This is a genomic window from Myxococcus vastator, assembly GCF_010894475.1.
GTDB classification, from domain to species: Bacteria; Myxococcota; Myxococcia; order Myxococcales; family Myxococcaceae; genus Myxococcus; species Myxococcus vastator.
The window spans coordinates 1-25216 of record NZ_JAAIYB010000064.1 but is presented as its reverse complement, the minus strand read 5'-3'; the positions used below and the strand labels follow the sequence as shown (position 1 = coordinate 25216).

Below are 25216 nucleotides of genomic sequence, written 5' to 3'. Positions count from 1 at the left end.
GTCCGATGGCGCTCTCCTCTTCAGTCCCAGCTACGGCGGCGGCATGTCCTGATTGCACGTCACGAAAGCACAGGAAACGAGCTTTCGTGGAAGCCCGTTCGCTCTACGACCGGCCCGGCTTCACTCCGAACCACCGGCCTTCGACCCCGAGGCCCGGAGCTGGATGGTCAGCCGCGCGCGCGCCCGGCTGGGCTCGAAGTACGTCGTATAGGGCCAGTACCCCTGCTTCTTCACTTCAATCTCGTGCAGGCCGCTGCCCACTCGCAGCGCCTTGGGGGAACCCGAGAAGTCACTGCAGAGCCCCTGCCAGACGCCATCCAGGTACACCTCCGCGTCCACGGGCTCGCAGAGCAGGGCCAGGTTGCCGCTGGGATTCTGGGCTTCCGCCATCAGCTCGCGGGCCTTGAGCAGGGACTCGGGCTCCTGACGCTTCGCACACCCAGCGAACGTGAACACCCACAACAACAGCAGAAGCTTCCGCATCAGCTCGCCGAGGACCTCGAAGTCACTGCGTGACAATCACGACCCGGCCCTCGGCCAGGAAGCGCGTGTTGGCCTCGGCGAGCGCCTTCGCGTCCTCCGAGGCGAGCACCAGATCGGACCCCTTGGACCCCGTGGCCTTCACCACCAGGGGCTTGTCCCCCACCAGCGAGGCCTTCTTCGCCGCATCCAGGCTCTGGAACCACGCGGCCACGGCGGTCGCGGCACGGCGCTCGTTGGCCAGCGCCGCCGCGCCGTACAGCGCCTTGCCGCTGTCATCGAGCAGGCGGGGCGCCAGCACGGGTTGCACGCCGAGCCCTCGCGCATCCACCACCAGGCCCGTGTACTTCTTCGCGCCCGCGCCGTTGATGGCGATGACGGTGTCCGTGGCGGGCGGCGAGAACAGCGACGCGGTGAGGGCCGACAGCGGCACCTCCACGTCAATCTCCACACCACTGTCGGAGAAGAACCGCCGGGCGACGACCTTGTAGCCGCCCATCGCGGCCTCCACCCGCTTGCGGACGTCTTCGCGGATCAGCTCGTCCGCCACGGTGCGGCCCGCGCTGACGTGGAGGCGCCCGGCCTGGGCCATGAGGTTCTGGACGGCGGACTGCCTGGCGGTCCGCTCGGCGCCCAGCCGGGCCTGTCCGGGGTTGGAGGCCTTCAGGTCGGGAGCACCCGCTCCCGTGGCCCGCAGGACCTGCCCTTCCCAGTTGACGCCCGGTGCCCCCGGTGCCGTTTTCACGGCGGCGACGGCGGGCTTCGGGGCCTTCGCTTCCTTGCCCTGGCCGAACGCCGTCAGTGGCACGGCCAGCAGCATCCCCCACAGCGAGTGTCTCACGGGAAATCCTCCAGCCCCTCGTCCGACGTCGCGGGTCGAGTCAGGGCAGAATGGCTTCCCATTCAACGGGCCTGCTTCCGGGGAAGTCAAGGCAGGCCCCTGCGGCACGGCGGGTAGGCGTCAGTTCTCGTTGCCGTGACGGTCGACGTAGGCGTCGATCATCTTGCGGTGACGGTCGGTGAGCAGCGTGAAGCGCACACCGGAGCGCTCGCGCTTGACGCCCAGCTCCGCCCACTCACGCACCACTTCGCCCTCGGCGTAGATGATCTCCTCCGAGCCCGGGAGCTGGAACTGGAGACCGATGCGCTTGGCCTCGTGCTGAGGCTCGAGCAGCCGGGCGAGGCTCAGCCCTTCCTGGCTGATGTCCGCGGCTCGCGACATGTACGGCACGCCACCCATGTACTTGTTCAGGTAGATGTCGAGGGGCGCCCGCTTGTTCTTCCGCTTGTCGCTCATGGCTTCTTCGCCTCCGTCAGTGGTGCAACAGGTTGCTCCGGGGGTGAAGCAACCTGGATGCAGGGTAGAGGCGCGCGCTGAACTCGCAAGAAAACGGACGGCGCGCGGAGGCCTCGCGTGCTCGCTGTGCTTCCTCGGTGAATTCTTCGCGCGGGCTTGTGTCTACCGAGCGCGCGGCCACGCTCTATAGTGCGCCGGTTTTCATGAAAGGTGGATGCATGCGATCGATGTGGACGGCGGCCCTGGTGTTCGCGCTCGGCGCGACGGGCGCCCAGGCGCAGGACTCGAAGTCGGCGAAGAAGCCCGCGGCCAAGGCCGCACCGGCGACTCCGGCCGCCGCGCTGTCCGAGGAAGACCGGGAGACGCTCTACACGCTCGGCCTCTCCATTGGCCGTGATTTGTCCCTCTTCGCGCTGTCGCCCGAGGAGCTGAAGGTGCTGCAGCAGGGCCTGGCCGACGGACTCGGTGGAAAGACGTCCGACATCGACCCGAAGGACCAGGCGCAGCGGATTCAAGCCTTCGCCAAGAGCCGGCAGGCGCTCGCGGGCAAGGCCGCGCTGGAGCGCGCCGCGAAGGAGCCCGGCGCGGAGGTGCTCCCCTCCGGCGTCGTCTACAAGCAGGTCCAGGCGGGAACCGGCCGCAGCCCGCGCGCCGTCGAAACCGTCAAGGTCCACTACGAGGGCCGGCTGGTGGATGGCACCATCTTCGACACCTCCGCCCGGCGCGGAATCCCCGTCGAGTTCCCGCTCAACGGCGTCATCCCCTGCTGGACGCAGGGCGTGGCGAAGATGAAGGTGGGCGGCAAGGCGAAGCTCACCTGCCCTGGCAACACCGCCTACGGCGAGCGGCCGCCCTCCGGCTCGCGCATCCCGCCCAACGCCGTCCTCACCTTCGACGTCGAGCTCATCGACATCCCCGGCGACACGTCCCGGCAGCCGTAGGTCAGCGACTCAAGGCGGCCTCGGCGGCGCGGAGCAGCGGCTCCGCGCTCACCGGGGCCCCGGTCGCATGAACCATCCACAGGTCCGGCGTCACCGAACCGTAGGTGGCCATGCGTTCGAACTCGGCGCCCAGCGGCCCCTTGCGCTTCAGGTGCTCCTCAATCTGGAACGCGATGAGGTGGCCCAGCGGATAGTCGGGCAGGTAGAGCGGGTAGCTGATCATGTGGCTGTAGACGGCCAGCAGCGTGCTCCCCTCCCCGCCCAGCACCGGCGCGAAGGACTGGTTCCACACCTCGCGGGCGATTCCCACCACCGCCTCGCGAAGCTGGGCCGGCGTCGCCTCCGGGTGCGCGTACAGCCAGTGCCACACCGCCATGTCCACCAACGCGATGCCCGCGCGCTCCCACGTCTGCCACAGCTCGCCGAGCACCCGCTCCCGCTCGCTCGCCGCGTCCGGCGTGCCCAGCCCGAGCAGCTCCAGGTCGCGTGACTGGAACACGAAAGCCAGCGCCTCCGTGAAGGCGTTGTTGGGCACGCCCGCGAGCAGCGTGTGGTCCACGCCGTAGAGGCTGAACACCTGCTCCACGTTGTGCCCCAGCTCGTGCACCGCGATGTTGTAGCCCTTGTAGTCCATGCCCCCCTTCTCCACGCGCGTGCGCAGCCGGGGGAAGTCGCCTCGCCGCAGCGCCGGCTGCGCGTGCCCCGCTCCGCGCGACGCGTCCACGCGGATGCGCTCCGCCAGCCACACGGCCTTCGCCTTCGTGAAGCCCATGCCCTGGAGGATGCGCGGCAGGTCCTTCGCGAACGCGTCCGCCGTGGGGTAGCGCTCGCGCGTCAGCGCATCCAGCTCGGACTCCGGCCGCTTGCCGCTCGGATTGAAGCCCGAGTACCAGAGGTCCTGCGGCTCCAGCTTCCGGCCCAGGCGCGCCTCAATCTCCTTCGCCACGCGCGGCACCAGCGGGGACTCCAGCACCTGCGTCAGCAGCGCCCGGACGCGCGCCTCCGGCAGCTCGCGGCCCAGCTCGAAGCTCCGAGCGATTCGCGTGGGCGCCACCGGCACGTAGGGGTCCGCCTGACGGGCCGCCTGGAACGTGGCCAGCAGGTGCGCGTAGCGCGTGTCCGGCTCCGGTGACGCCTCCGGCTTCGTCGTGCGCGCGGGCGCATCCGCCTCCACCGTCTCCGGCGGGGCCACCGTGACGGTGTTGGTGAAGGGGTCCCAGTCCAGCCGCGGGTTGTCGATGACGGCCGCGGGAATCGTCTGGGTGACAATGCGCTCCATCACCTGGACGATCATCCGCTGCTTCAGCGCGCCCGTCGCCGCATCGGAGTAGTCCCCCTTCAGCTCGTCACGCAGGTTCCAGTGGCTGATGAGCCGCAGCCCCTTGGGGAAGGGCCGCCGCCCCTGCCCATCCACCAGGTGATGCATCCAGAGGTTGTATTCAGCGATGTACAGGTTGGCCGCGGCGCTGGCGCGCGAGGAGGCCTGTTCAACCTCCGCGGGGACGCGCTGGCTGAAGCGCCCGGCCAGCCGCGTCTCGGCCCACTGCCGCCGCGTCCATGACGGCCCCTGCGCCACGCGCTCCGCCAGCGTGGTGAGCGGGAAGTTGAGCAACACCACGAACCCCACGCGCGCGCGGAACAGGTCCATGGTGACGTGGGCCGCCGGATTGTAAGCCGCCACCAGGGGCTCCACCGGCAGCAGCGGCCCCAGGTCCAGGTCGGTGTACCACTGGAGCTCGCGCCCGATTTCGTACAGGTGCCCGTCGAGCTGCTCGAACAGCCGCTCCAGCCGCTGGAACGTCGCGTCGAGCGCCTTCGGGTCCGACAGGAACTGTTCACGCGCGAAGGCCGCGAGGTCTCCGTCCTCCGGCCGCCACATCAGCGCCACCTGCTCCACGCCCCGCTCGATGCGGGCCCGCTGCGCCTCACCGTGCCGCGCCACGAGCTCCGCCTTCAGGGCCGCGACGTCGAACGTGGACGGCATGGCGGCGGACTCCTTCTCCGGGACGTTGACAGCGGGCGGTGCCTCGGACGCGGCGGCAGGGAGGGCGTCCGCGCCCGTGCTCGGCGGCACGGCCGGCGTGGTGGAGCACCCCACCGCGGTGAGAACGGGCAGCAGCCAGGCGCGTGAGCGGCGGAACTTCGTCGGCAAAGGCACGGAGCGCTCTCCAAAAGCACGAAGGGCCCGACCCCGTGGGGCCGGACCCTCATGATGCATCAGAAGCAGTTCGAACGACGCTCGGCTCAGGCCGACCGGACGTTCTGGGCCTGCAGGCCCTTGGGGCCGCGGGTCACTTCGAACTCCACCTTCTGGCCCTCCTGAAGGGTACGGAAGCCATCCATGTTGATGGCGGTGTGGTGGCAGAACACGTCCTCACCACCACCGTCCTGAGTGAGGAAACCGAAACCCTTCGCATCGTTGAACCACTTCACGGAACCAGTAGCCATTTGCGCTCTTCTTCTTTCGTCACGGACGCGAATATCCGCCGTCCGGTCCTACGAGCGAACTCGCCTAGACGGCATCAATTTAAGCGGGGTCGCCCGGCGCGTCTACTCCCGACCGTCACCAACCGCACTTCTGGCCCTGGTTCTGTGCCTGGAGCCAGGTCCGCAGCGGGCTGAAGTAGTCGAGCAGCGGACCGGCATCCATCTGCCGGGTCCCCGTCATGGCCTGGAGCGCGTCGGGCCACGGCTTGCTCGCGCCCAGCTCCAACATGGCCTGGAGCCGCTTGCCGGCCTCCTTGTTCCCATAGATGGAGCACTCGTGGAGGGCGCCCTTGTAGCCAGACGCCTCGCAGAGCGCCTTGTGGAACTGGAACTGGAGGATGCGCGCCAGGAAATACCGCGTATACGGAACGTTTGCGGGCACATGGTACTTGGCCCCCGGGTCGAAGTCCTGCTCCGAACGGGCCACCGGCGCGGCGACGCCCTGGTACTTCTCCCGCAGCGTCCACCAGGACTTGTTGTAGTCCGCCGGCTGCACGCGGCCGGAGAACACCTCCCAGCGCCACTGGTCCACGAGCAGACCGAACGGTAGGAAGGCAATCTTCTCCAGCGCGTCCTTCATCTGCAGGTTGATGAGGTTCTTCTCGTTCTTCGGAACGGCTTGCAGGAGCCCCGCCTGCTGCAGGTAGCCCGGGGTGATGGACAGCGTGAGCGCGTCACCAATGGCCTCGTGGAAGCCGTCGTTCGCGCCAGCCTGATAGAGGACCGGGAGCTGGTAGTAGTACGTGTAGTAGTAGTTGTGGCCCAGCTCGTGGTGGATGGTGACGAGGTCCTCCTCCGTGGGCTTGATGCACATCTTGATGCGCAGGTCGTTGCTGTAGTTCACGTCCCAGGCGCTGGCGTGGCAGACGACGTCGCGGCCCTCCGGCTTGGTGAACTGCGAGCGCTCGAAGAAGCTCTTCGGCAGCGGCTTGAGGCCCAGCGAGGTGAAGAACTTCTCACCCAGCTTCACCATGCGCATGGCGTCATACTTCTGCTGCTTCAGCGCCGCGTCCACGTCCAGGCTGGCCTGGCCGGGGAAGGGCTCCACCAGCGGGTAGATGTTGTTCCACTCCTGCGCCCACATGTTGCCCAGCAGGTGCGCGGGGATGGGCTCGCCGTCGGGCACCTTGTCGGCGCCGTACTGCTTCGCCAGACGGCCGCGCACGTAGCAGTGCAGGTCGTCGTAGAGCGGCTTCACCTGGCCCCACAGGCGCTGGGCCTCGACCTCGAACTCGGCCGGCGACATGTCGTACGCGGAGCGCCACAGCGTGCCCAGGTCGTTGAAGCCGATGTCCTTCGCGCCCTCGTTGGAGATGGACACCAGGCGCTCGTACAGCGGCCGCATGGGACGGGCCACGGAGTGCCAGCCCTGCCACGCGTCCAGCAGCTCGTCGTAGTCGCGGCTCTCCGCGATGACGTCGGACAGCACCTCCAGGTCGCGGCACTTCCCCTTCCCGTCCGGCCCGCAGTACTTGCCCTTGCCGTAGAGGCCCTCCAGCCTCGCCGCCGTGGCGGCCAGCTCCGACCGCTTCTTCGCATCCGACGGCGCCGGCAGCGCCTGGTACACCTTGAGCAGGTGCAGCATGCGCGTGGTGTCCGCGTCCAGCGTCAGGCCCTCGAAGCGCCGGGCCTCCTTGATGGCGCCGTTGACGTAGGCCAGCACCTCTTCGTTGACGAAGGCGGCGTTCTGCTCGGTGTCGTCGGTGATGTACGTGGACTTGATCCACTCCGCGGTGGCCTGCTTCGTCCACAGGCGCTTGAGGTCCGCGTTCACCTTCTCCGCGAAGGCCTTCGCCTCTTCGGGCGTGGGCTGCGACGCGGCGGCGGGAGACTCGGCGGGCGCGGGCGCCTCGCGCGTCACTTGTGAATCCTGGGCACACCCCAGGAAGGCGGGCAGCGCCATGGCCGCGGCCGCACGCAGGAGAGAATTCAGGGGACGTTTCCGGTTCATGGCCGCGGACCGTAGAAGAACCCGCGCCTGATGACACCCCGAAACTGGGTGCTCTCCCGCCCGGGGAGGCACCGCACTGTCGCGAAGCGCGCACTCCACCGACGCGGCGCGACACGCCGAGGATGGACCCGCGCTCACGGGTGCCTCGCTCGCCCAGTCTCCGCCCGGCCGGGGTCCTTGCGGGCGGTGCGCCCCCTGCCGTCCGTGTCACCTGGAGGCGTTACACCTTCGTCCATGTTGCTCGGACACATGAAGGACCCGCGTTGGCCCGCGTCCGAAGAAGCGCTGGCGCACGCACGCCACTTCCTGACGGAGCTGACGGGCCGCCGCGTGGTGGTGGCGCCCCACCCCGGTGTGGATGGGCTCGCCGCGGCGGTGCTGGCAATCCGCGCGCTCCAGGCCGCAGGCGCCCGCGTGACGGCGCGGGTACCGGGCAAGGGCGAGCATGCGTTCTCGCCGGCGTTCCAGGAGCGCCTGCGTGCGGCGCCACCCGATGCGTTGGTGGTGCTCGAGAAGCTGGCGCCGTGGGGCGACCCGAGCGTCCCTTCGGCTGTTCCCACGCTCGTCGTGGCGCCGCAGGCAGAGGCGGCCAGGGCGCCTGGCTCCCTGGTGCTCTCCGCGAGGGACCTGGAGCCCGCGGTCAGCTGCAGCCTGCTCACCTATGCGCTCGTGTCGCCCCAGGTCGTGCCGGGCCCTCTGGAGTGGCTGGCTGTCCTGGGGACCGTGGCGGCTCAGGGCGTGGATGCCCCCATCCCGTTCCTCAAGGACGCGCTCCGCCGCGCCGGACGCACCGCCGTGACGGAGTCCGTGGCCCTGCTGAACGCGGCCCGGCGGTCCTCACGGTTCGCGGCGCCGGTGGCGCTGGAGGTCCTCCTCCGTGCGGGGAGGGCCACGGACATCACCCGGGGCAATGTCCCCGGCGTCGACACGCTGCATGACTGCCGGCTGGAGGTTCAGCGCGAGGTGCTGCGGTGCTCGAAGACGCCGCCGCGCATCGCCAGTCCCCTGGCCTTGCTGCTGTTCAGCTCGGAGGCCCAGGTCCATCCGCAGGTCGCGGTGCGCTGGGCCCAGCGGCTCCCCGAGCACCTCATCATCGCCGCCAATGCGGGCTACCTGCCGGGCCGCGTGGACTTCGCCGTGCGCAGTCGCATGCCGATGGACCTGGACGTGCTTCCCCCGAACACGCGTGGGGGCAGCCTGTCCCGGGAGGAGTTCCTCCGCTTCGCCGCCCGCCTGGGCTTCAAGGGCCTGCGCGACATCGACGTGGAGCGACGGGGCGCATTCCCCGGCTGATGCGGTATGACGCGGCCGTGATGCCCCGTCCTCTCCTCCCCCTCCTCACGGTCCTCGCGCTCACCGGCTGCGGCGACACCCCTTCCGACGATGGCGACGCGTGTGAGCGCTTCAGCTTTCCGCTGTCGGAGCCGAGCCCCTCACACCACCTCGACACCTGTTCGAGCGAAGGGTGCGGCAACGGGGAGAACCCGCCCAACTCCGGCCTCCACTGCGGCAGCGTGGCGCCGTGCGGACACTCCTCCGAGCCCGTGGCGGCCTGCCTCTATGTCCACAACCTGGAGCACGGGCACGCGGTGTTCCTCTACAACTGCCCGGACGGGTGTCCGGACGAAGTGGCGAAGCTCGAGGCCGCGGCGGCGGCGGCGCCTCGCGGTGGCAACGGCGTCCGCCGGGCCCTGGTGGCGCCGGCGCCCCAGCTCCCCCGGCGCGTGGCCGCGATGCTGTGGCGTCGGACGTACCTGGCTGACTCCGCGGACCCCGACGCCCTTCGTTGCCTGATGCAGCTCCAGGACCGCGGCGCGCCGGAGCCGGGGCTGACGTGCCCCGCGCCCTGAGCCGCACGTGCCGTCACGTGGGCAGGAAGCCGCTCGCATCGGGCAGCCCGCTGCCGGAGGTATCGACGCCCATGGCCGTCAGGATGCCGGAGAAGATGTCCGCCTCGTTCGACTCCCGCTTCCCCTGCGCGGGCGCTCCCGTGCGCGCGTCGAAGCCGTAGGTCAACGTCGTGCGCGAGTCGATGCCCCCCAGCACCGTGTTGCCCCGGAGCATGGGTGAGAGCATCAGGAAGCCATTGTTGAGGTCATGCCCGGTGCCGAACTCCGTGGCATTCAACGCACGGGGCCGAGTGCGACCGAACTCGGTGGCGACATAGATGAGCGTGCGGTCCCAGAGGCTCTCACCGGACTCCGCGTCGAACGGCTCCGCCTTGAGCAGGTCGATGAGCCGGTCCACCACGCGCAGGACGCGCGCCCACATGAAGGCCTGCCCGGTCCGGTGGTCGTTGTGGCTGAAGTCGAAGGCCAGCGGCGGGTTGGCGATGCCCGTCTCCCCGCCCACCGCCACGTTGAACGAAGGCCCCAGCGTCACCGTCACCGACACCCGGTGCTTGAGCAGCAGGAAGGCCAGCGCCGCCTGCCCCTCCACCGGGTCCGTGAAGTAGTCCGGGAAGGCCGCGCGAAGGCGCGCTCCGTCCGGGGAGCTGGACAGTCCGTACTCGGACAGGGGAATCCGCGGCGGCGTATCCGGCAGCACGTTGAGGCGGTTGATGAGGTCCTTCAGCTCCAGCGCGGGCTGCCCGACGCCGCGCTGTTCATTCCACCGCCGGAGCGCGGGCGCGTTTTCGAACGTCTGGCCGAAGACGGACCGCGCATCGAGCGTGTTCCGCGTCTGGCGCGCCAGGGCCACCACGTCTTCCGGTGGCACGTCCTTGAGCCCCTTGCGCCCGTCGAGCCCCAGGGGCCACAGCGACGGGTTCGTCACCACCTCGCCGTAGCAGTGCGCGGGCAGGGAGGCGTCCGTCCCCCGCTCCGCGTACCCGCCCATGCCCATGTTCACGTTGGGGATGGGGAAGCCCGCGCCGTACTGCAAGGCCACGCACTCCTGCAGCGTCCGTCCCCGCCACGCCGAGTTCCCCGTCAGGCTCCGCTTCTGCGCGATGACGTGGTTGACCGATGTCCCCACCGACGTCGCCACCAGCATCGACGCCTTGTGCTTCGTCACGAAGGGCAGCTGGTCCGTCCTCACCGGCACGGGGATGTTTCCAAGCCGCGGACTGCTCACCTGAACCGCCCTGAAAGGCGAGTCCAGCACGCCCTGCACCTGACCGTCCGCGAACGTGTTGAGCCGGGCCGCATCCGGCCCCGCCTCCGACGCCCGGACCGCCAGGAAGCTGTCGATGATCGAGGCGCCGCCCGCCGCCCCCACGACGATGAGGAAGCGGGGCTTTCCGTCGAGCCGCGCCTGACGGACACCGCCACGCTGCCCCAGCGAATCGGGCGTATCGAGCGACTCGCGGCATCCGGTCAGCAGCGGCCCCAACACCGTCGAGCCCGCGGCGCACAGCGACAGCGCCCTCATCAACTCCCGGCGCGAGAGCCGGCCATCTTTGCGAAGTGACATGGGAGGCTCCTTCAGAAGAAGACGGACTCGGCGGAGGAGAGGACGGCGAAGCAGACCGCGGTCATCCAGTCGCGGCCGGGGCGCGTGCCGCCCGCGGCTTCGATGTCCGCGGCGAGCTGAATCCAGGCGTCCACCTCCTCCGCCTCGGCGTCACGCTGGAGGCCGCGTTGGTAGAGCGCCTGGATGGCGGCTCGGACCGGCGGCCCGGCCCGGTCCTCCAGCCGGCCCTGGGCATCCAGACCGACGCCCTTGAAGAGGACGGCCGCCGCCGGCGCGCTCACATCGAGCGCGACGCGCTGGGTGCAGCCCGCCAGGGCCATTCGCTCCACGGCGATGGGCGTCGTCACCCCCGTGACGGGCAGTGGCTCATAGAAGCCGCTCTGGTACGGCTCCACGCCGCCCAGCGTGACGGTGTGGACGAACGTCGCGCACGGGTACTGCCCCACCTCGTTGCACAGCCCCGCCGGAGGCAGGTCGAGCGCCGCCGCGAAGTCCGTCGTCAGCCGTTCGGGCCCCTTGAAGCGAAGGTTGTTCCGGGTCGACCTGGCGACAGCCACGGGCGTGCCCGCGTCCGATTCGTTCCCCACCGGAGGGACTCCGGCATCCACGTCCAGCACCGTGGCAATCGGCTGCCGCGTGCAGCCAGCGAGCGCGAGCGCCGCGGTAACCACCAGCGTTTCAGGGCGCACCGTAGGCCTCCGTGCGAATCAGGTCATGAAGCATGCGCTGCACGCTGTACTGATGCGTGCCCTTGAAGCGCCGCCACAGGGTGACGAACTCGGCCTGCTCCTCGGCCGTCGGCGGGTGACCCACGAGCAGCTTCCAGTAGTCGGTGACGGCGGCGCTGGCGAAGGCGTCGCTGTTGGCGCCGACCTGGGCCCACTCGACCAGGTCCCTCACGGGCTGGCCCAGCAGGAAGCCAGACTCCGGTATCTGGGTGATGTCGGGCGCCTCGGCGCTGAAGTACCGCTCGATTCGGCCGGGCACGTAGCGCGCCGAGGCGGCGCCGGCGATGCCGTTGTAGTTGCGGAAGGGATAGCTCAGCGGGTCCAGCGTCGCGTGGCAGGCGGCGCAGGCCGGCGCCTGCACGCCCTTGGCGTCGTAGTCCCGAGGCTCACCGGGAATGCTGTAGAGCCCCTCCTGGAGCGCGATGTCGAGCCCCAGGTAGGCGCGGTAGCTCTGCGACGCGGCGTTCCGGGGCAGCGCGGTGAACATCACGAAGGACGTGAGGCTCCACGCCGACGTGAGGTTGCCGGCGCGGCGGCCCTCCTCCACGAACTGAGAGGGCAACGAAGGCGTCGCGGTGTAGCGCGTGGGCTCCGTCTGACGGCTCACGAAGTACGTCGCCGTCATCACCTCGCGCGCATCGTGGTGGTCGAGCTGGGCGTAGGCGTAGAGCGCGTAGTCGTCGTAGTAGTCCGCGAGCGGAATCGGGCCCGCGTCCTCGCCCGACTTGATGGAGCCCACCGGACGAATCTTCGGGTGGGCCAGCTTCCAGAGCTGCCCGTCCTTGCCCCGCCAGAACTCGCTGCCCGTGCAGCGCTCCAGCTCCGCGTCGATGAACTCACGCTTGTTGTCGTCCCCGCGCGCGGCGAAGGCCTGGAGCTCCGCGTAGGTTGGCGACCGTCCGCAGAAGTCGAGCAGCACGCGCCGGTAGGCGAAGCGCAAGTCGTAGCGGCAGATGTCGTAGCCGGGGTTCTGCCCCGCCACGCAGTCCCCGGGCGCCGAGGCGGGCACACTGGCCGGGTCCGCGGGCAGCGTGCCGCGCAGCAGCTCCTCCAGGTTCGTCACGCCGTCGCCATCCGAGTCCTCTGGCTCGACGGCGCGCAGCGCGGCGGGCAGGGCCAGGGAGAAGCCGCCATCCGAGAGCGGCCTGGGCGCACCGGGCGCCAGGTGGGGCTCCAGCGCGGCGCCGAAGACGTTCCGCTGCGGCGGGGCCGTATGGCAGAGCGTGCAGGCCGGCTGCTGTCCGGTACAGGCCGGCGCCGAGGGATAGGTGGCACAGAGCACGCCTCCCGCTGGCGGTTTGGCGAGCGCGGCCCACGGCAGACAGAGGACGGCGCCCAGGATGAGTCGTCGAATCACGCAACCTCCTCGCGAGACGTTGAACAGATGAGCCGTGAAAAGGTTGCGGTGCGTTCTTGCGCGAACCGCGCCAACTCGCCCAATCATGACAAGAGGTGTCAACAATCCTCCGTAGGCTCTCCCCGTGGTGCGCACATTCCAGGAGGAGGCAGGCATGCGGGACATGAAGGATTCGCTGAAGGGACGCGTGGCACTGGTCGCGGGCGGCACGCGCGGGGCGGGCCGGGGCATCGCGGTGCAGCTCGGCGCGGCGGGCGCCACCGTCTACGTCACGGGCCGGACGACTCGAGCGCAGCGCTCGGAGCAGAACCGGCCGGAGACCATCGAGGACACCGCCGAGCAGGTGACGGCGGCGGGCGGGCTGGGCATCGCCGTGCAGACGGACCACCTGGTGCCCGAACAGGTCCAGTCCTTGGTGGAGCGCATCGACCGGGAGCAGGGCCGGCTCGACGTGCTCGTGAACGACATCTGGGGCGGCGAGCACATCTTTGAGTGGAACAAGAGCGTGTGGGAGCACTCGCTCGACAAGGGGCTGCGGCTGCTCCGGCTGGGCGTGGAGACACACCTCATCACCAGCCACTTCGCCCTGCCGCTGCTCATCCGCCGCCCGGGAGGGCTCGTCGTCGAGGTCACCGACGGCACCGCCGACTACAACGCGACGAACTACCGCATCTCCACGTTCTATGACCTCGCGAAGGCTTCTGTCCTCCGGTTGGCCTGGAGCCAGGCGCGGGAGCTGAAGCCCCATGGCGCCACCGCCGTCGCGCTGACGCCGGGCTGGATGCGCTCCGAAGGCATGCTGGAGCACTTCGGCGTCACCGAGGCCAACTGGCGCGACGCCACGGTGAAGGAGCCCCACTTCGTCATCTCGGAGACGCCGGCCTATGTCGGCCGCGCCGTGGCCGCGCTGGCCGCTGACGCGGACAAGGCCCGGTGGAACGGTCAGTCCCTGTCCAGCGGCCAGCTCGCGCGCGTCTACGGCTTCACGGACCTGGATGGCAGCCAGCCCGATGCCTGGCGCTACGTCGTCGAGGTCCAGGACGCGGGCAAGCCCGCCGACGCCACGGGTTACAGGTAGACACTGTCCAAGGTGGGTCTTCCAGGACCGCGCCTCAGGTGCTATTGATTTTCTCGCAATACTCGTTTTGCGGTCATTTCTGTCCGCGACACACCCCATTGCGAGGAGACACCTTTGAGACACCTGAGAACCGCGGTCCCCGTGGCACTGCTGGGCCTGCTGGCGGCGTGCGGCGGCCCGGTGGAGTCGCGGCCCGAGGTGGCCAGCGCCGAGTCCGCGCTGAACTGCGCCTCACTGAGCCGGTCCGTCCATCACCGCATCAAGCCGACCACCGGAGACAGCCTCTACACGCTCAACGCGAACGAGGCCGCCAACGCCGCTACCACCTGGGGCTACACGGAGGACCGGGGCGTGGCCTTCCTCGCCGCGGCCTCCACGGGGACGGGGCTGTCTCCCGTCTACCGCATCTACAGCCCCAGCCGGCAGGAGCACTTCTGGACCATCGATGAGGCCGAGCGGAACGACCTCATGCAGAACGGGGGCTACACGACGAACGAGAACGTCGGCTTCTACGCGTCGAAGACGGCCGCGGCGTGCCTCGTCCCCGTGTACCGCTTCTCCAACACCTCGCTGCGCAAGCACCGCTTCGCCATCACCGAGGCCCAGCGCGACGCGCTCGCCTCCGCCGGCTGGGTCAACCAGGGCATCAAGTTCTACGCCGCGCCCGAGTCCGCGCCGCCGGTCGACACGAAGTTCACCTTCGCCGTCATCCCCGACACGCAGAACGAGGTCCTCACCACGCCCCCCACGCGGCTCGTCCACCGGTACCAGTGGCTGGTGGCCAACCGGGCCTCGCTCGACCTGCGCTTCGTGCTGCACACGGGCGACGTCGTGAACTGGGACACGCCGGACCACGTCCAGTACGTGCGCGCCAGCGAGGCCACCGAGCTCCTGGACGCCGCCGACCTCCCCTACGTCTACGCCATTGGCAACCATGACACGGCGGCCGTGTGCCCCGGCGGCAGCGCCTGCCCGGGCAACGTCAACGCCAACCTGCGCGACACCTCCACCTTCAACGCGCACTTCCCGCTCACGCGCTTCACCGGGCTTCAGGGCGTCTACGAGCCGGGGAAGATCGACAACTCCTTCCACACGTTCTCCGCGGGCGGCCTCGACTGGCTGGTGCTCAACCTGGAGCTGTGGGCGCGCACCGGCGCCGTCGACTGGGCGAAGACGGTGCTGGCGCAACATCCGCGTCACAACGTCATCGTCAACACCCACTCCCACCTGAACGGCGGCGGCGGCATCGAGCAGCGCAACGGCGGCTATGGCAACAACAGCCCGCAGTACGTGTTCGACCAGCTCATCAAGCAGTACGCCAACGTGCGGTTCGTCTTCTCAGGGCACACGGGCAACGCCGCGTACCTGGCCAGCACGGGGGTCCACGGCAACGTCATCCATCAAATCCTGACGGCGTACCACGAGAACACCTCGAACCTGACGCGGCTGGTGGAGGTGGACACCGCGGCCAACACGTTCTCCACGCGGGTGTACTCGCCGATGACGAACGCGGAGAAGCAGGACGGCTCCAAATTCACCATCAGTAACGTGAGCTGGGTCCGCTGATGTTTTAGGGTAGGCGGTCCGTGACGTCTACGACCGCCTCCCCTGCCCTCGTCTCCCGTGATCGCATCCGAGCCATCGACTGGCTCCGGGGCATCGCGGTGCTCTTCATGGTCCAGACGCACTCCCTGGCCCTGCTCACGCCCGAGCTGCGGCAGAGCGAATGGGTGGCGCGGCTGCTGCGCGTCGACGGGCTGGTGGCCCCCGCGTTCATCTTCTCCGCCGGCTTCGCCACCGCCCTGATGATGGTCCGCAGCGCCGCCAGCGGCGTGCTCCGCGAGCGCGTCCAGCGCAACCTCCGCCGCGCTGGCGAGGTGCTCGCGGTGGCCACCCTGGTCAACTGGGCGTGGTTCCCCCTGCTGCGCGAGCCGCAGTGGCTCTTCCGCATGGACATCCTCCAGTGCGTGGGCCTGTGCCTGCTCACCGTCCTGCCAGTGGCCGCGCTGCTCTCCGCGCGCCCCAAGGTGCTGAGCACCGGCGCCTTCGCGCTGGCCATGGTCACCTTCGCCGTGTCGCCCCTGGGCGAGCAGGTGGATGGCCCCTGGGCCACGCTGACGGAGAAGTCCTCCTTCGCGCCCTTCCCGCTGCTGCCCTGGCTGGGCTACGCGTGGCTGGGCGTCTTCGCGGGGACGGTGGCGGGCGCCTGGGGCCGCGTCGGGCTCATCAAAGCGCTGCTGGTGCTGATGGGCCTGGGCTTCACGGGCGCGGTGCTCGGTGACGTCCTCTACGGCCTCTACCCGCCCCACCGCTTCTTCGTCGCCAATCCGTCCAACGCGGCGGCGCGCTTCGGCTGGGTGAGCACGGTGCTGCTCGTGTTGACGTGGCTGGAGGCTCGAATCCCCCCGGACGCGGCGCCGTCCGGGCTGCGGCGCTTCGTGGAGGTGTTCGGCACGTCGTCGCTGTCCGCGTACTTCTTCCACGAGATGCTGCTCTTCTACCAGCTGGGCGGCGTCTTCTCCTTCCAGCGCTTCTGGGGAGACCGCAGCGGCTGGGGCCAGTACTGGGCGCTGACGGCCGTCATCATCGGCCTCACCTTCGTGCTGTGCGTCGCCACGGACCGGCTGGAGCGCGTGCTGCGGCCCGCGCTCCGGACCCTGTCGGGGCGGCTGTTCCGGCAGGGCCCGCACGCCTCCGCCGGACGCTGACTCAGGCGCCCGCGGCGGAGAGCGACTCGAAGGCGGCGATGACCTCCTTCGGCGCCTGCACCAGTTCAATGAGCACGCCCTCTCCACCGAAGGGGAACTGCTCGCTGCCCTTGGGGTGGATGAAGCAGATGTCGAAGCCCGCGGCGCCCTTGCGGATGCCGCCGGGGGCGAAGCGCAGGCCCTGGGACTCCAGCCACCGCACGGCCACGGGCAGGTCATCCACCCAGAGGCCCACGTGGTTGAGCGGCGTCTCCTGGACGCGGGGCTTCTTCTCAGGGTCCACGGGCTGCATCAGGTCCACCTCCACCTTGAAGGGGCCCGCGCCCGCGGTGACGATGTCCTCGTCCACGTTCTCGCGCTCGCTGCGGTAGGTGCCGTGAGGCGTCAAGCCCAGCAGGTCGACCCAGAGCTTGCGGAGCGGCGCCTTGTCCGCGCCTCCAATGGCGATCTGCTGGACACCCAGAATTCGAAATGGCCTGGCGGTCTGCATGACGCGGCACCCTGTCAGACGGGGGTGCTCCAGACAAGGACGCCCGGCGCGGGTGTTCGCCGGAAAATTCATCCGGCTGTAGACCCATTTTCTCGGGCCATGCGTTTTCGGGAGGCGACCTACTCACCGACCTTGGAGCCTCGATGTCCCCCTTCTCGCTGAAGCGCCAACTGACTGTCTGGGGAAGTGCCCTGCTCGTCGCCGGCACCCTGCCCGCATGCCACAGCCGCAGCCCCGCCGCCGACGAGCGCGCCACCGTCGAGCGGCCCGCTCCCAAGGCCCCGCAGGCCAGCGCCGCGCGCGTCCAGGAGTACGAGGAGTCCACCAGTGACATGGTCAGCGCCGAGCCCGCCGTGGGCACGGCGACCCCCGCGGGTGCCCCGCCGCCGCCCGCGGTCGCCAGGCCCATGCCGCGCGCACCGGCGCCGGAGGCCGCCAAGCGGCGCGAAGCACGCCCCATGAAGTCGGATGCCGACGCCTCGGCGGGCGCGGCCTTCAAGGGCCAGCCCCGGGACGACGCCGCTCCCGCGGGCGGCAACACCTTCGAGGCCTGGAAGGCCAACGCCTTCATCGAGACGGCCAAGGACCCGCTCTCCACGTTCGCCGCGGACGTGGACACCGCGTCGTACACGGTGTCGCGCCGCTACCTCGTCAACGGCCAGCTCCCGCCCGCGTCCGCCGTCCGCGTGGAGGAGTTCGTCAACTACTTCAAGTTCCGCTACGCGCCCCCGGAGACGGGCGCCTTCGCGGTGCACCTGGAGGGCGCGCCCTCCCCCTTCAATGCCCAGCGCCACTTCCTGCGCGTCGGCGTGCAGGGCAAGGTCGTCTCGCGCTCGCAGCGCAAGCCCGCGCACCTCGTGTTCCTCGTGGACACCAGCGGCTCCATGCACTCGGAGGACAAGCTGCCCCTCGCCGTGCAGGCCATCAAGGTCGCCGTGAAGAACCTCAACGAGAACGACACCGTCGCCGTCGTCACCTACGCGGGCAACACCCGGGACGTGCTGCCGCCGACGCCCGCCACCGACGTGAAGCGCATCCACGCCGCGCTCGACTCCCTCACTGCCGGTGGCGGCACGGCGATGGGCTCCGGCATGGAGATGGCCTACCGCCACGCGGTGAAGAAGGCCTCCGGCAGCGTGGTGTCCCGCGTCGTCGTCCTCACCGACGGTGACGCCAACATCGGCCGGAATATCAGCGCCAACGCCATGCTGGACAGCATCCACAAGTACACGGCGGAGGGCGTCACCCTCACCACCGTGGGCCTCGGCATGGGCAACTACCGCGACGACCTGATGGAGAAGCTCGCGGACAAGGGCAATGGCAACTGCTACTACGTGGACAGCCTGCGCGAGGCGAAGAAGGTGTTCGAGACGCAGCTCACCGGCACGCTGGAGGTCATCGCCAAGGACGTGAAGTTCCAGGTGGAGTTCAACCCCGCCGCCGTCCGCCGCTACCGGCTGGTGGGCTATGAGAACCGCGACGTCGCCGACCACGACTTCCGCAACGACAAGGTGGACGCGGGCGAGATTGGCGCCGGCCACAACGTCACCGCCGTGTACGAGGTGGAGCTGACCGGTGAGGCCACCGAAGCGCTGGCCACCGTCCGCGTCCGCGCCAAGGCGCCCAATGGCACCGAGGCCTCCGAGCGCGAGTTCCCCTTCGAGCGCGCGAAGCTGCGTGACACGCTGGCGCAGGCCTCGCCGGACTTCCGCTTCGCCGTCGCCGTGGCCGCCACCGCGGACGTCCTCCGCGACAGCCCCGCCGCGGAGGGCTGGAGCCTCGCCACCGCCGAAAAGCTGGCCGCGGGCGCCACCGAGGGTGACGCCGACCGCAAGGAGTTCGTGCGGCTGGTGACGCAGGCCCGCGCCCTCAAGGGCGCCTCCGTCCAGGGCCGCTGACCCCCGGGGCACAAGCCCGCATGCACGTCGGGGTGGAGGGTGCCTGGGGCCCTTCCACCCCGATGCCGTTTGCCGGGCTATGCTGAGCGGCCATGCACCCTCTTCGCTCGCGGTCCCGACGCTTCCTCCTCCCTGTCGCCACGGCGTTCCTCGCCTGTGGCGGTTGCAGTGACGACCCGTCTGGCGGTGGCGCGCCGCTGGGCGAGGAGCAACAGGGCATCGCCACCTTCTACGACGCCAACGGCTCCGGCAACTGCAGCTACGAGCCGACGGGTGACTTGATGGTGGCCGCCATGAACACGCCCCAGTACGCCAACAGCGCGGCCTGTGGACAGTGCGTGGACATCACCGGGCCCAAGGGCTCGGTCCGCGTGCGCATCGTGGACCGGTGCCCGGAGTGTGAATCCGGCCACCTGGACCTGAGCCGGGAGGCCTTCGCCCGCATCGCGGAGATGCAGCAGGGCCGGGTCAACATCACCTGGACGCCGGTGTCCTGCGACGTGGCGGGGAACCTCGAGTACCACTTCAAGGACGGCAGCAATCCCTGGTGGACCGCCATCCAGGTCCGCAACCACCGCCTGCCCATCCAGAAGCTGGAGTGGCGGCGCGGCACCGGCGGCTGGCAGGACGTCCCGCGCGAGAGCTACAACTACTTCGTCAACTCGAGCGGCATGGGCGACGGCCCCTTCTCCGTGCGCGTTACCGCGGCGGACGGCCAGCAACTGGAAGACACGCTGGACAGAGTCCTCGACAACCGCAGCGCCGAGGGCTCTGGCCAGTTCCGCTAGCGCGCGGCTCAGCGCCGCAGCATGGAGCGCAGCAACTCCAGGGCCTCGGTGACGTTCTGCCAGACCTGGAGCGACTTCATGACGCCTTCGCCCTCGCCCTGGATGGCGCGGCGCGAGGCGCGCTCCAGCGGCAGCAGCACGCCCTCCACCAGCTCGATTTGACGGCTGAGCTCGGCGGGTGACGGCCCGCTGAGCGCGGTGCGCTGCAGGGCCTCCGCGGGCATGCTGGCGGACACATTCACGGGACGCTCCGCCAGCGCGGTGATGGCGCGGGAGAGCTGCTCCATGTACGGGCCGAAGTCGGGCGCGGGCACCGGCGCCGCCATGCGCACGGTGGGCGCGGACTCCGGCGGCTCCGCGGGCCGCTCGGCTTGCGCCGCCACCCGCTCCGTCAGCGCCTTGAGCAGGTGCGCCAGGTGCTTGAGGTACGGCGCCAGGTCCGGCCCCGCGGCCACGGGGGCCACGGGCGCGGGCACGGCCTTCGCGACCTTCACGGACTCGCGGCCCACCTTCGCCACCTCCAGCACGGCCTCGCGCAGGGAATCCAGCCGGGGCAGCACCTCCACCACCGGCCCCGGCTGCTCGTCACGCGCCTGGGCGGCGGAGACGTGATTCGCCGCCTGCACCACCGCGTCGCGCACCGCGCCCAGCTGCTCCTCGATGCCGCTGAGCTGACCGGTGACGCGGGCCACGGGGTCGTCTTCCTTGCCGCCCATGCGCTTCACGCGCGCGAAGCCCTGCTTGATGTCCTCCCAGCGCTTCGCCTTCTCCGGCGTCAGGCGCCCGCGCATCTCCGCCAGCTTGAGCAGGTTCTGCTCCGCCGCCGTCGTCAGCGTCTGGGACTCGCCCTGGTAGTGGTCGTCGATGAGCCGCTCGAGCTCGTCGTCGGTCATCGCGGAGACAATCTTCTCCGTCAGCTTGTTCATGTTGCGGTAGCTGCCCTGCAACTTGAACGCGGGCTCGGCGCGGAAGCGCTCGTCCTGCGCCGCCGAGGCGATGTACTGCAGGTTCACCTTCAACAGCACCGACTGGGCCCGGAACATGCGCTGGAACACCGCGACGATTTCCTGGAGCTCCGCCGCCGCGTAGCCGTGCTTCAGCTCGCCCGTCTGGACCTCCTCGCCCTGCGCCATGCGGATGAGGCGGTGCGTGTCCGCCGGATCTCGCGTGGCCAGCGGCGCCGTCACCGTGTTCGACGTGAGCGCGTTCTCGATGTAGCTGAGCGCGAACAGGTGCTCCTTGCCGTCGAGGATGTCACCCAGGTTGTAGGTGTCCGCGCGGTTGGCGAGCATGTCCGGGATGCGGAAGCGCTCACCCGTCTCCGTGTAGGGGTTGCCGGCCATGACCACGCAGAACTTCTTGCCGCGCAAGTCGTAGGTGCGCGTCCGGCCGTTCCACACGCCTTCCACGCGGCGCTGGCCGTCGCACAGGGAGATGAACTTCTGGAGCAGCTCCGGGTCCGTGTGCTGGATGTCGTCGAGGTAGAGCATCACGTTGTTGCCCATCTCGAAGGACAGGTTGATGCGCTCCACCTCCTGCCGGGACGTGGCATTGGGCGCCTCGGCCGGGTCCAGCGACTTCACGGAGTGCCCCAGCGCCGGGCCGTTCACCTTCACGAAGGTGAGCCCCAGGCGGCTGGCGACGTACTCCATCAGCGTCGTCTTGCCGTAGCCCGGCGGCGACATGAGCAGCAGCATGCCCATGCGGTCCGTGCGCTTGTTCTCGCCCGCCGCGCCCAGCTGCTTCGCCAGGTTGGCGCCGATGAGCGGCAGGTACACCTCGTCGATGAGCCGGTTGCGCACGAAGGACGACAGCACCTTCGGCGTCAGCTCCTCCAGGCGCAGCTTGCGGCGCTCGCGCTCCAGCAAGTCCCGCAGCAGCGCGCGGTAGGCCTGGTACTGGGGCACGCGCACCTGCCGGAACTCGCCCAGGCGGGCCAGGAACTCGTCCAGGCGCAGCGGCAGCTTCCGGTCCTGGATGCGCGCATGGTTGCCCAGCAGCGCGGAGACCTCGGTGGCCGTCAGCGCGCCCGCCGTCTCGCGGTCCAGCTTGGCGCCGGTGAGCAGCAGCACCGCCGTCTCCAGCGCCACGTGGACGGAGTCACCCGGACCGCCCTCGCGCTGCGCGAGGTAGCCGTCCAGCCACACCCGGGCGAGCTCCAGCCGGGCGCCCAGGTCCTTCTCCAGGCCGCGCAGGTCGTCCTCGAACGCGGACCGCGTCCCGTGCCGGTCGAGCTCATGGAGGAACGCGTCCCGCAGCGCCACCGCCTCGCCGCTGGTGGTGAAGCGCGGGTGCTCCGCGCCCAGCTCCTCGACGAGGTAGCGGCCCGCCTGCCGCGGCTCGGCCGGCGAGTGCGCCAGGCCGTTCACGGTGAGGAACGCGGCGATGCGCTCACCCAGGGCCTCGCCCACCTCGGCCAGGCTGCCGCCGGACGCGAAGGTGGTGCGCAGCCGCGCCAGGCTGCGCGCGCGCCGCTGGAACAAGGTGCGGGCCGCCTCGTCCGCGTCGAAGGCCCAGTACAGCGCCGCCCAGGCGCGCGGCACCGGCGCGAAGCGCAGCAAGCCAGCGCCCTGGTGCAGCCCCAGCAGCTTCTCCAGGATGGAGACCGCGTCCGAGTCATGGACGCCGCGCTCGTAGCCCTCGTCGAAGCGGTCGGCCGCGTACGCGCGCACCTTCTCCAGCAGCGTGCCGCTGATGAGCGCCTCGTGCAGCGCGTCCAGCGACTGGCCACGCTTGCCGTCCTCCGCGTCCGCCAGCAGGCAGCCCGCGAGGTACTCGGAGCGGTACACGCCCGGCGACTCGGAGACCAGGTGCTGGTCCCAGAGCTCGCGGTACTTCAGCAGCTCCGCGTCCTCCACCTTCTGCGCGTAGTCCGTGCCGGTGAGCTGGAGGTACAGCTCGCCGTCGCGCGGCAGCAGCGTCAGGTCCAGCGGCTGCGTGTTGACGTTGAAGCGGTGCGTCCCCAGCTTGATGACGTTGTCGCCGTCCGCGAACAGGTCCTGCCTGTCCCTCAGGGCGCGCAGCGCGTCCTGCTTGGCGGACTTCACGCGCGACAGCACCTCGTCCGCGCGGACGCTGTCCTGAAGCTCCATCAGCTGATCGGCCAGCTGGCGCAGCTTGAGGATCATCGCGTCGGAGGCGAAGTAGCCGTTGAGCTCGTCATCCTTCTTGAAGGATTTGGCCCGGCGCTGCACGCCCTGGAGGATGCGCTCCGCGGCGCCGAAGAGGCTCTGCGCGCGGCGCTGCCGCTCGTCCAGCAGCGACTGCTTGCGCGCGCCGAAGGTCTCCAGCAGCTCCTCGCGCTTCTGGGTGATCTGCTCCAGGAACTCGTCGAACTCGCCGAAGCGGCCCTCCAGCTCCTCCAACTGCACGGTGAGGCGGGACATCGCCTCGTCGCAGCGCTCCGGGCTGTCCGCCTGCGACAGCGCGCTTTCGATGCTCTGCCCCAGCAGCTTGAACTGCGCGCCGAACTCCGCGCGCTTCTCCCGGCCGGACAGCTCCTTGCGCTTGGCCGCGAGGCTGGCGCGCACGCGGTTGAGGCGGCTGAACAGCTCGGAGATGCCCTCCAGGATGCGAGCGCGGGCCAGGGGGTCTCCCACCTGGAGCCCGCCGACAACCTCGCCCAGGACCTCCAGGCCGTGCGCCGTCCGGTCCACGTCCTCGCCCAGGGGCGCCAGCTCCACGGACGTCTGCACCGGCTCCAGCTGCGCCAGCAGCACATCCAGCCGTTCGGCCAGCGGCGCCAGCGCCTCGCCTGTCTGGAGGAACTCCACACAGGCCGTGCTGACCCGGTCGGATGCCTCCACCACCGCGGTCTCCAGGACGTCCACGCGTCCCAGGTCCATGTAGCGGATGTCCTTCAACGTAATCAGGTGCCCACGCTGCTTGCGCAGGTCCGCCAGCGCCTGCATGAAGGCTTCGGCGTTCGTGAGGTTCTCCGGCTGGACACGCACGAGCAGCGTCTCCTGCTCGACCTCCGCGGCCGACAGCGCCTCGGTGGCGCGCTTCTGCATCGCGACCACCTTCTCGAACTCATCGATGATGAGCTCGGAGGTGCGCCGCAGGGTCTCCACCGGCTCCTGGAGGCCCGTCTCCTCATGGCCCAGCCAGTAGTACGCGTCCAGCGCGCGGGTGGCCGAGGACACCAGGTCCTCATACGTGCGCCGGGTGGGCTTCTCCGACTTCGCGACGCGCTGAAGCGTGAGCGCGTCGGAGATGCCGCGCACCAGCTCCGCGTTGCCCACCTTGCCCAGGTAGCCCGGGGCCGGCGGCGTCGCCGCGGCGTGCTCCGCGGACACGAACGGGGTCTGCCACACCTGCATCGGGTGGACGCGCGTGGGCTCGTCCGACGTGGAGCGGAAGATGACGAGCTGCCCGTCGGCGAACAGGCTCATGCCGTGCGCGACCAGGGGGTTCTGCACCTCCTTGCGCACCAGGTTGTACGGGAAGAGGACGTAGCAGCCGTCCGTCCGCCGGTGGAAGATGTAGAGCACGTCCTCGCCGTTGGGCGAGCGGATGGCGCGCTTGAACTCCATGCCCTCCGACGCCGCGGCGCCGTCGAAGACCTTGTAGTCCCCCGTCTGGAGGTAATAGCCGCCCGGGAAGACGATGCCCTGGTCCTCCGGCAGCCGCACGCACGCCTGGCCAATGGCGTCGATGCGCACCACGTGCTGCGTGCGCGAGTTGAAGACGAGGTAGCGGTGCGCCTTCTCCCGGAACGGCAGCACGCGCAGCAAGATGAGCGTGCCCACCTTGGCCCAGGCGAACTCGGCGTCGTCCAGCGACTGGTCCGGGTCATCCACGGGCTCGTTGTAGATGCCCATGCCGGTGGAGGTGTTGTCCTCCACCTTGATGGTGAGGTCGCCCTTCACCGTCTCCACGAACACCTGGTCCAGCACGTTGACGTGCGGGTGCTGGCCGGTGACGTAGTGGTCCCGCGTGGCCACCGTCCACTCGAAGTCGTGCGACGGCGGGAAGACGTGGTCGCGCTCGCCCTGGTTGTCCAGGTAGGTGGCGCGGCCCTCCACGTCCAGGCTGAAGCGGAAGACCTTGATGTCGCGCAGCGACTGGCCCGTCTGGAAGATGGCCAGCAGGCGCGAGTCCAGCTTGCGAATCTGAAGGAGCTTCGCGTCCTTGTAGTACTTGTAGAGCTCGCCGAAGTCCTTCACGAAGCGCGGGTCCGCCAGGAACCCGCCGGCCTCGGAGTTGGGCACGGTGGCGAAGTCGAACCCGTCGGCCGTCTTCTCGAACTTGTGCAGGGAGAACACGTCGGACACCGACGTCTCCCGCTTCAGGCCGATGAAGACGTTGTAGCCGAAGAGCAGGTACTTGCCGACGCTGGCGATGTCGCACGGGACGCAGTTGTGCTCGGTGCGCACCCGCTCGTTGCCAATGACGGCCAGCTCCGTCCCACCGAAGAGCGCCTTGCGCCGCCCGTTGAGGTCCGTCGCCTTCGCGCCCAGCGCGTCCGCCTGCGACAGCAGCCGCGAACGGATGACCTCGTAGCTGCCGCCTTCCAGCGCCGCTTCGCCCGCGGGCGCCGCGCCCTTGCCACCGTCAGTTGCCATGAATGTTCACCGGAAAAGCGAAGACCCCCACC

The 25216-nt window shown here is 69.8% G+C and carries 19 protein-coding genes; 8 read left to right on the top strand and 11 right to left on the bottom strand.

Annotation, left to right across the window (positions count from 1 at the left end; genetic code table 11):
* Window positions 1-120: 120 nt before the first annotated feature.
* From G4D87_RS09335 to G4D87_RS09325, 3 genes are all read right to left on the bottom strand, one after another.
* On the bottom strand, window positions 121-483 hold the full coding sequence (locus G4D87_RS09335; protein ID WP_163781049.1) for a PEGA domain-containing protein: 363 nt from the start codon (window positions 481-483) through the stop codon (window positions 121-123).
* A 22-nt stretch (window positions 484-505) separates the two neighbouring features.
* Entirely contained in the window at window positions 506-1321 is an 816-nt protein-coding gene (locus tag G4D87_RS09330; RefSeq protein WP_504112556.1) for a TP0624 family protein, read from the bottom strand.
* A 120-nt stretch (window positions 1322-1441) separates the two neighbouring features.
* Window positions 1442-1777 (bottom strand): PilZ domain-containing protein, encoded by a 336-nt coding sequence (locus tag G4D87_RS09325; protein WP_163781047.1) that lies wholly within the window; start codon window positions 1775-1777, stop codon window positions 1442-1444.
* 218 nt (window positions 1778-1995) lie between these two features.
* Between G4D87_RS09325 and G4D87_RS09320 the strand changes: the two genes are divergently transcribed.
* On the top strand, window positions 1996-2718 hold the full coding sequence (locus G4D87_RS09320) for an FKBP-type peptidyl-prolyl cis-trans isomerase (RefSeq protein WP_240358130.1): 723 nt from the start codon (window positions 1996-1998) through the stop codon (window positions 2716-2718).
* A 1-nt stretch (window position 2719) separates the two neighbouring features.
* Here G4D87_RS09320 and G4D87_RS09315 read toward each other — a convergent pair whose 3' ends face one another.
* From G4D87_RS09315 to G4D87_RS09305, 3 genes are all read right to left on the bottom strand, one after another.
* Window positions 2720-4702 (bottom strand): hypothetical protein, encoded by a 1983-nt coding sequence (locus G4D87_RS09315; RefSeq protein WP_163781050.1) that lies wholly within the window; start codon window positions 4700-4702, stop codon window positions 2720-2722.
* 260 nt (window positions 4703-4962) lie between these two features.
* On the bottom strand, window positions 4963-5166 hold the full coding sequence (locus G4D87_RS09310) for a cold-shock protein (RefSeq protein ID WP_163781045.1): 204 nt from the start codon (window positions 5164-5166) through the stop codon (window positions 4963-4965).
* Between the two features lie 115 nt (window positions 5167-5281).
* Window positions 5282-7156, bottom strand: a complete 1875-nt coding sequence (locus G4D87_RS09305) for a M2 family metallopeptidase (RefSeq protein WP_163781043.1) — start codon at window positions 7154-7156, stop codon at window positions 5282-5284.
* A 249-nt stretch (window positions 7157-7405) separates the two neighbouring features.
* Between G4D87_RS09305 and G4D87_RS09300 the strand changes: the two genes are divergently transcribed.
* Window positions 7406-8449: a serine/threonine-protein kinase gene (locus tag G4D87_RS09300; protein WP_240358129.1), complete on the top strand. Its 1044-nt coding sequence runs from the start codon at window positions 7406-7408 to the stop codon at window positions 8447-8449.
* Window positions 8449-9006: a DUF3105 domain-containing protein gene (locus G4D87_RS09295; RefSeq protein ID WP_163781038.1), complete on the top strand. Its 558-nt coding sequence runs from the start codon at window positions 8449-8451 to the stop codon at window positions 9004-9006. The genes G4D87_RS09300 and G4D87_RS09295 overlap by 1 nt, the downstream gene beginning before the upstream one ends.
* Before the next feature lie 13 nt (window positions 9007-9019).
* Here the strand turns inward: G4D87_RS09295 and G4D87_RS09290 are convergent, their stop codons facing one another.
* The 3 genes from G4D87_RS09290 to G4D87_RS09280 are packed head-to-tail and all read right to left on the bottom strand — an operon-like array spanning window position 9020 to window position 12655.
* Complete coding sequence (locus G4D87_RS09290) at window positions 9020-10570, bottom strand: DUF1501 domain-containing protein (protein ID WP_163781036.1); 1551 nt, start codon at window positions 10568-10570, stop codon at window positions 9020-9022.
* Between the two features lie 11 nt (window positions 10571-10581).
* Window positions 10582-11259, bottom strand: a complete 678-nt coding sequence (locus tag G4D87_RS09285; RefSeq protein WP_163781034.1) for a hypothetical protein — start codon at window positions 11257-11259, stop codon at window positions 10582-10584.
* Complete coding sequence (locus G4D87_RS09280) at window positions 11249-12655, bottom strand: hypothetical protein (protein WP_163781032.1); 1407 nt, start codon at window positions 12653-12655, stop codon at window positions 11249-11251. The genes G4D87_RS09285 and G4D87_RS09280 overlap by 11 nt, the downstream gene beginning before the upstream one ends.
* Window positions 12656-12809: 154 nt before the next feature.
* On the opposite strand from G4D87_RS09280, the gene G4D87_RS09275 reads away from it, so the two are divergent.
* The 3 genes from G4D87_RS09275 to G4D87_RS09265 all read left to right on the top strand — a co-directional run bounded on the left by G4D87_RS09275 (window position 12810) and on the right by G4D87_RS09265 (window position 16441).
* Window positions 12810-13733 (top strand): SDR family oxidoreductase, encoded by a 924-nt coding sequence (locus G4D87_RS09275; protein WP_163781030.1) that lies wholly within the window; start codon window positions 12810-12812, stop codon window positions 13731-13733.
* 114 nt (window positions 13734-13847) lie between these two features.
* Window positions 13848-15299: a metallophosphoesterase gene (locus G4D87_RS09270; RefSeq protein ID WP_163781028.1), complete on the top strand. Its 1452-nt coding sequence runs from the start codon at window positions 13848-13850 to the stop codon at window positions 15297-15299.
* A gap of 20 nt (window positions 15300-15319) precedes the next feature.
* A complete protein-coding gene (locus G4D87_RS09265) occupies window positions 15320-16441 on the top strand; it encodes a heparan-alpha-glucosaminide N-acetyltransferase domain-containing protein (RefSeq protein WP_163781026.1) in 1122 nt (373 codons plus the stop codon).
* Window position 16442: 1 nt separating this feature from the next.
* Here G4D87_RS09265 and G4D87_RS09260 read toward each other — a convergent pair whose 3' ends face one another.
* Entirely contained in the window at window positions 16443-16931 is a 489-nt protein-coding gene (locus G4D87_RS09260) for a VOC family protein (protein WP_176410080.1), read from the bottom strand.
* 143 nt (window positions 16932-17074) lie between these two features.
* Here G4D87_RS09260 and G4D87_RS09255 point away from each other — a divergent pair, with 143 nt between their 5' ends.
* Window positions 17075-18829 carry a vWA domain-containing protein gene (locus G4D87_RS09255; protein WP_163781022.1) on the top strand — a complete coding sequence of 585 codons (1755 nt, stop codon included), beginning with the start codon at window positions 17075-17077 and terminating at the stop codon, window positions 18827-18829.
* A 92-nt stretch (window positions 18830-18921) separates the two neighbouring features.
* Window positions 18922-19617: an expansin EXLX1 family cellulose-binding protein gene (locus G4D87_RS09250; RefSeq protein WP_163781020.1), complete on the top strand. Its 696-nt coding sequence runs from the start codon at window positions 18922-18924 to the stop codon at window positions 19615-19617.
* 8 nt (window positions 19618-19625) lie between these two features.
* On the opposite strand, the gene G4D87_RS09245 is transcribed toward G4D87_RS09250, so the two are convergent.
* Window positions 19626-25184 (bottom strand): DNA repair ATPase, encoded by a 5559-nt coding sequence (locus G4D87_RS09245; RefSeq protein ID WP_163781018.1) that lies wholly within the window; start codon window positions 25182-25184, stop codon window positions 19626-19628.
* Window positions 25185-25216: the final 32 nt, after the last annotated feature.

Coding starts and splice junctions, on each gene's coding strand:
- G4D87_RS09335 (WP_163781049.1), bottom strand. CDS start 483: ATGCGGAAGCTTCTGCTGTTGTTGTGGGTGTTCACGTTCGCTGGGTGT.
- G4D87_RS09325 (WP_163781047.1), bottom strand. CDS start 1,777: ATGAGCGACAAGCGGAAGAACAAGCGGGCGCCCCTCGACATCTACCTG.
- G4D87_RS09320 (WP_240358130.1), top strand. CDS start 1,996: ATGCGATCGATGTGGACGGCGGCCCTGGTGTTCGCGCTCGGCGCGACG.
- G4D87_RS09315 (WP_163781050.1), bottom strand. CDS start 4,702: ATGCCGTCCACGTTCGACGTCGCGGCCCTGAAGGCGGAGCTCGTGGCG.
- G4D87_RS09310 (WP_163781045.1), bottom strand. CDS start 5,166: ATGGCTACTGGTTCCGTGAAGTGGTTCAACGATGCGAAGGGTTTCGGT.
- G4D87_RS09305 (WP_163781043.1), bottom strand. CDS start 7,156: ATGAACCGGAAACGTCCCCTGAATTCTCTCCTGCGTGCGGCCGCGGCC.
- G4D87_RS09300 (WP_240358129.1), top strand. CDS start 7,406: ATGAAGGACCCGCGTTGGCCCGCGTCCGAAGAAGCGCTGGCGCACGCA.
- G4D87_RS09295 (WP_163781038.1), top strand. CDS start 8,449: ATGCGGTATGACGCGGCCGTGATGCCCCGTCCTCTCCTCCCCCTCCTC.
- G4D87_RS09290 (WP_163781036.1), bottom strand. CDS start 10,570: ATGTCACTTCGCAAAGATGGCCGGCTCTCGCGCCGGGAGTTGATGAGG.
- G4D87_RS09275 (WP_163781030.1), top strand. CDS start 12,810: ATGCGGGACATGAAGGATTCGCTGAAGGGACGCGTGGCACTGGTCGCG.
- G4D87_RS09260 (WP_176410080.1), bottom strand. CDS start 16,931: ATGCAGACCGCCAGGCCATTTCGAATTCTGGGTGTCCAGCAGATCGCC.
- G4D87_RS09255 (WP_163781022.1), top strand. CDS start 17,075: ATGTCCCCCTTCTCGCTGAAGCGCCAACTGACTGTCTGGGGAAGTGCC.
- G4D87_RS09250 (WP_163781020.1), top strand. CDS start 18,922: ATGCACCCTCTTCGCTCGCGGTCCCGACGCTTCCTCCTCCCTGTCGCC.
- G4D87_RS09245 (WP_163781018.1), bottom strand. CDS start 25,184: ATGGCAACTGACGGTGGCAAGGGCGCGGCGCCCGCGGGCGAAGCGGCG.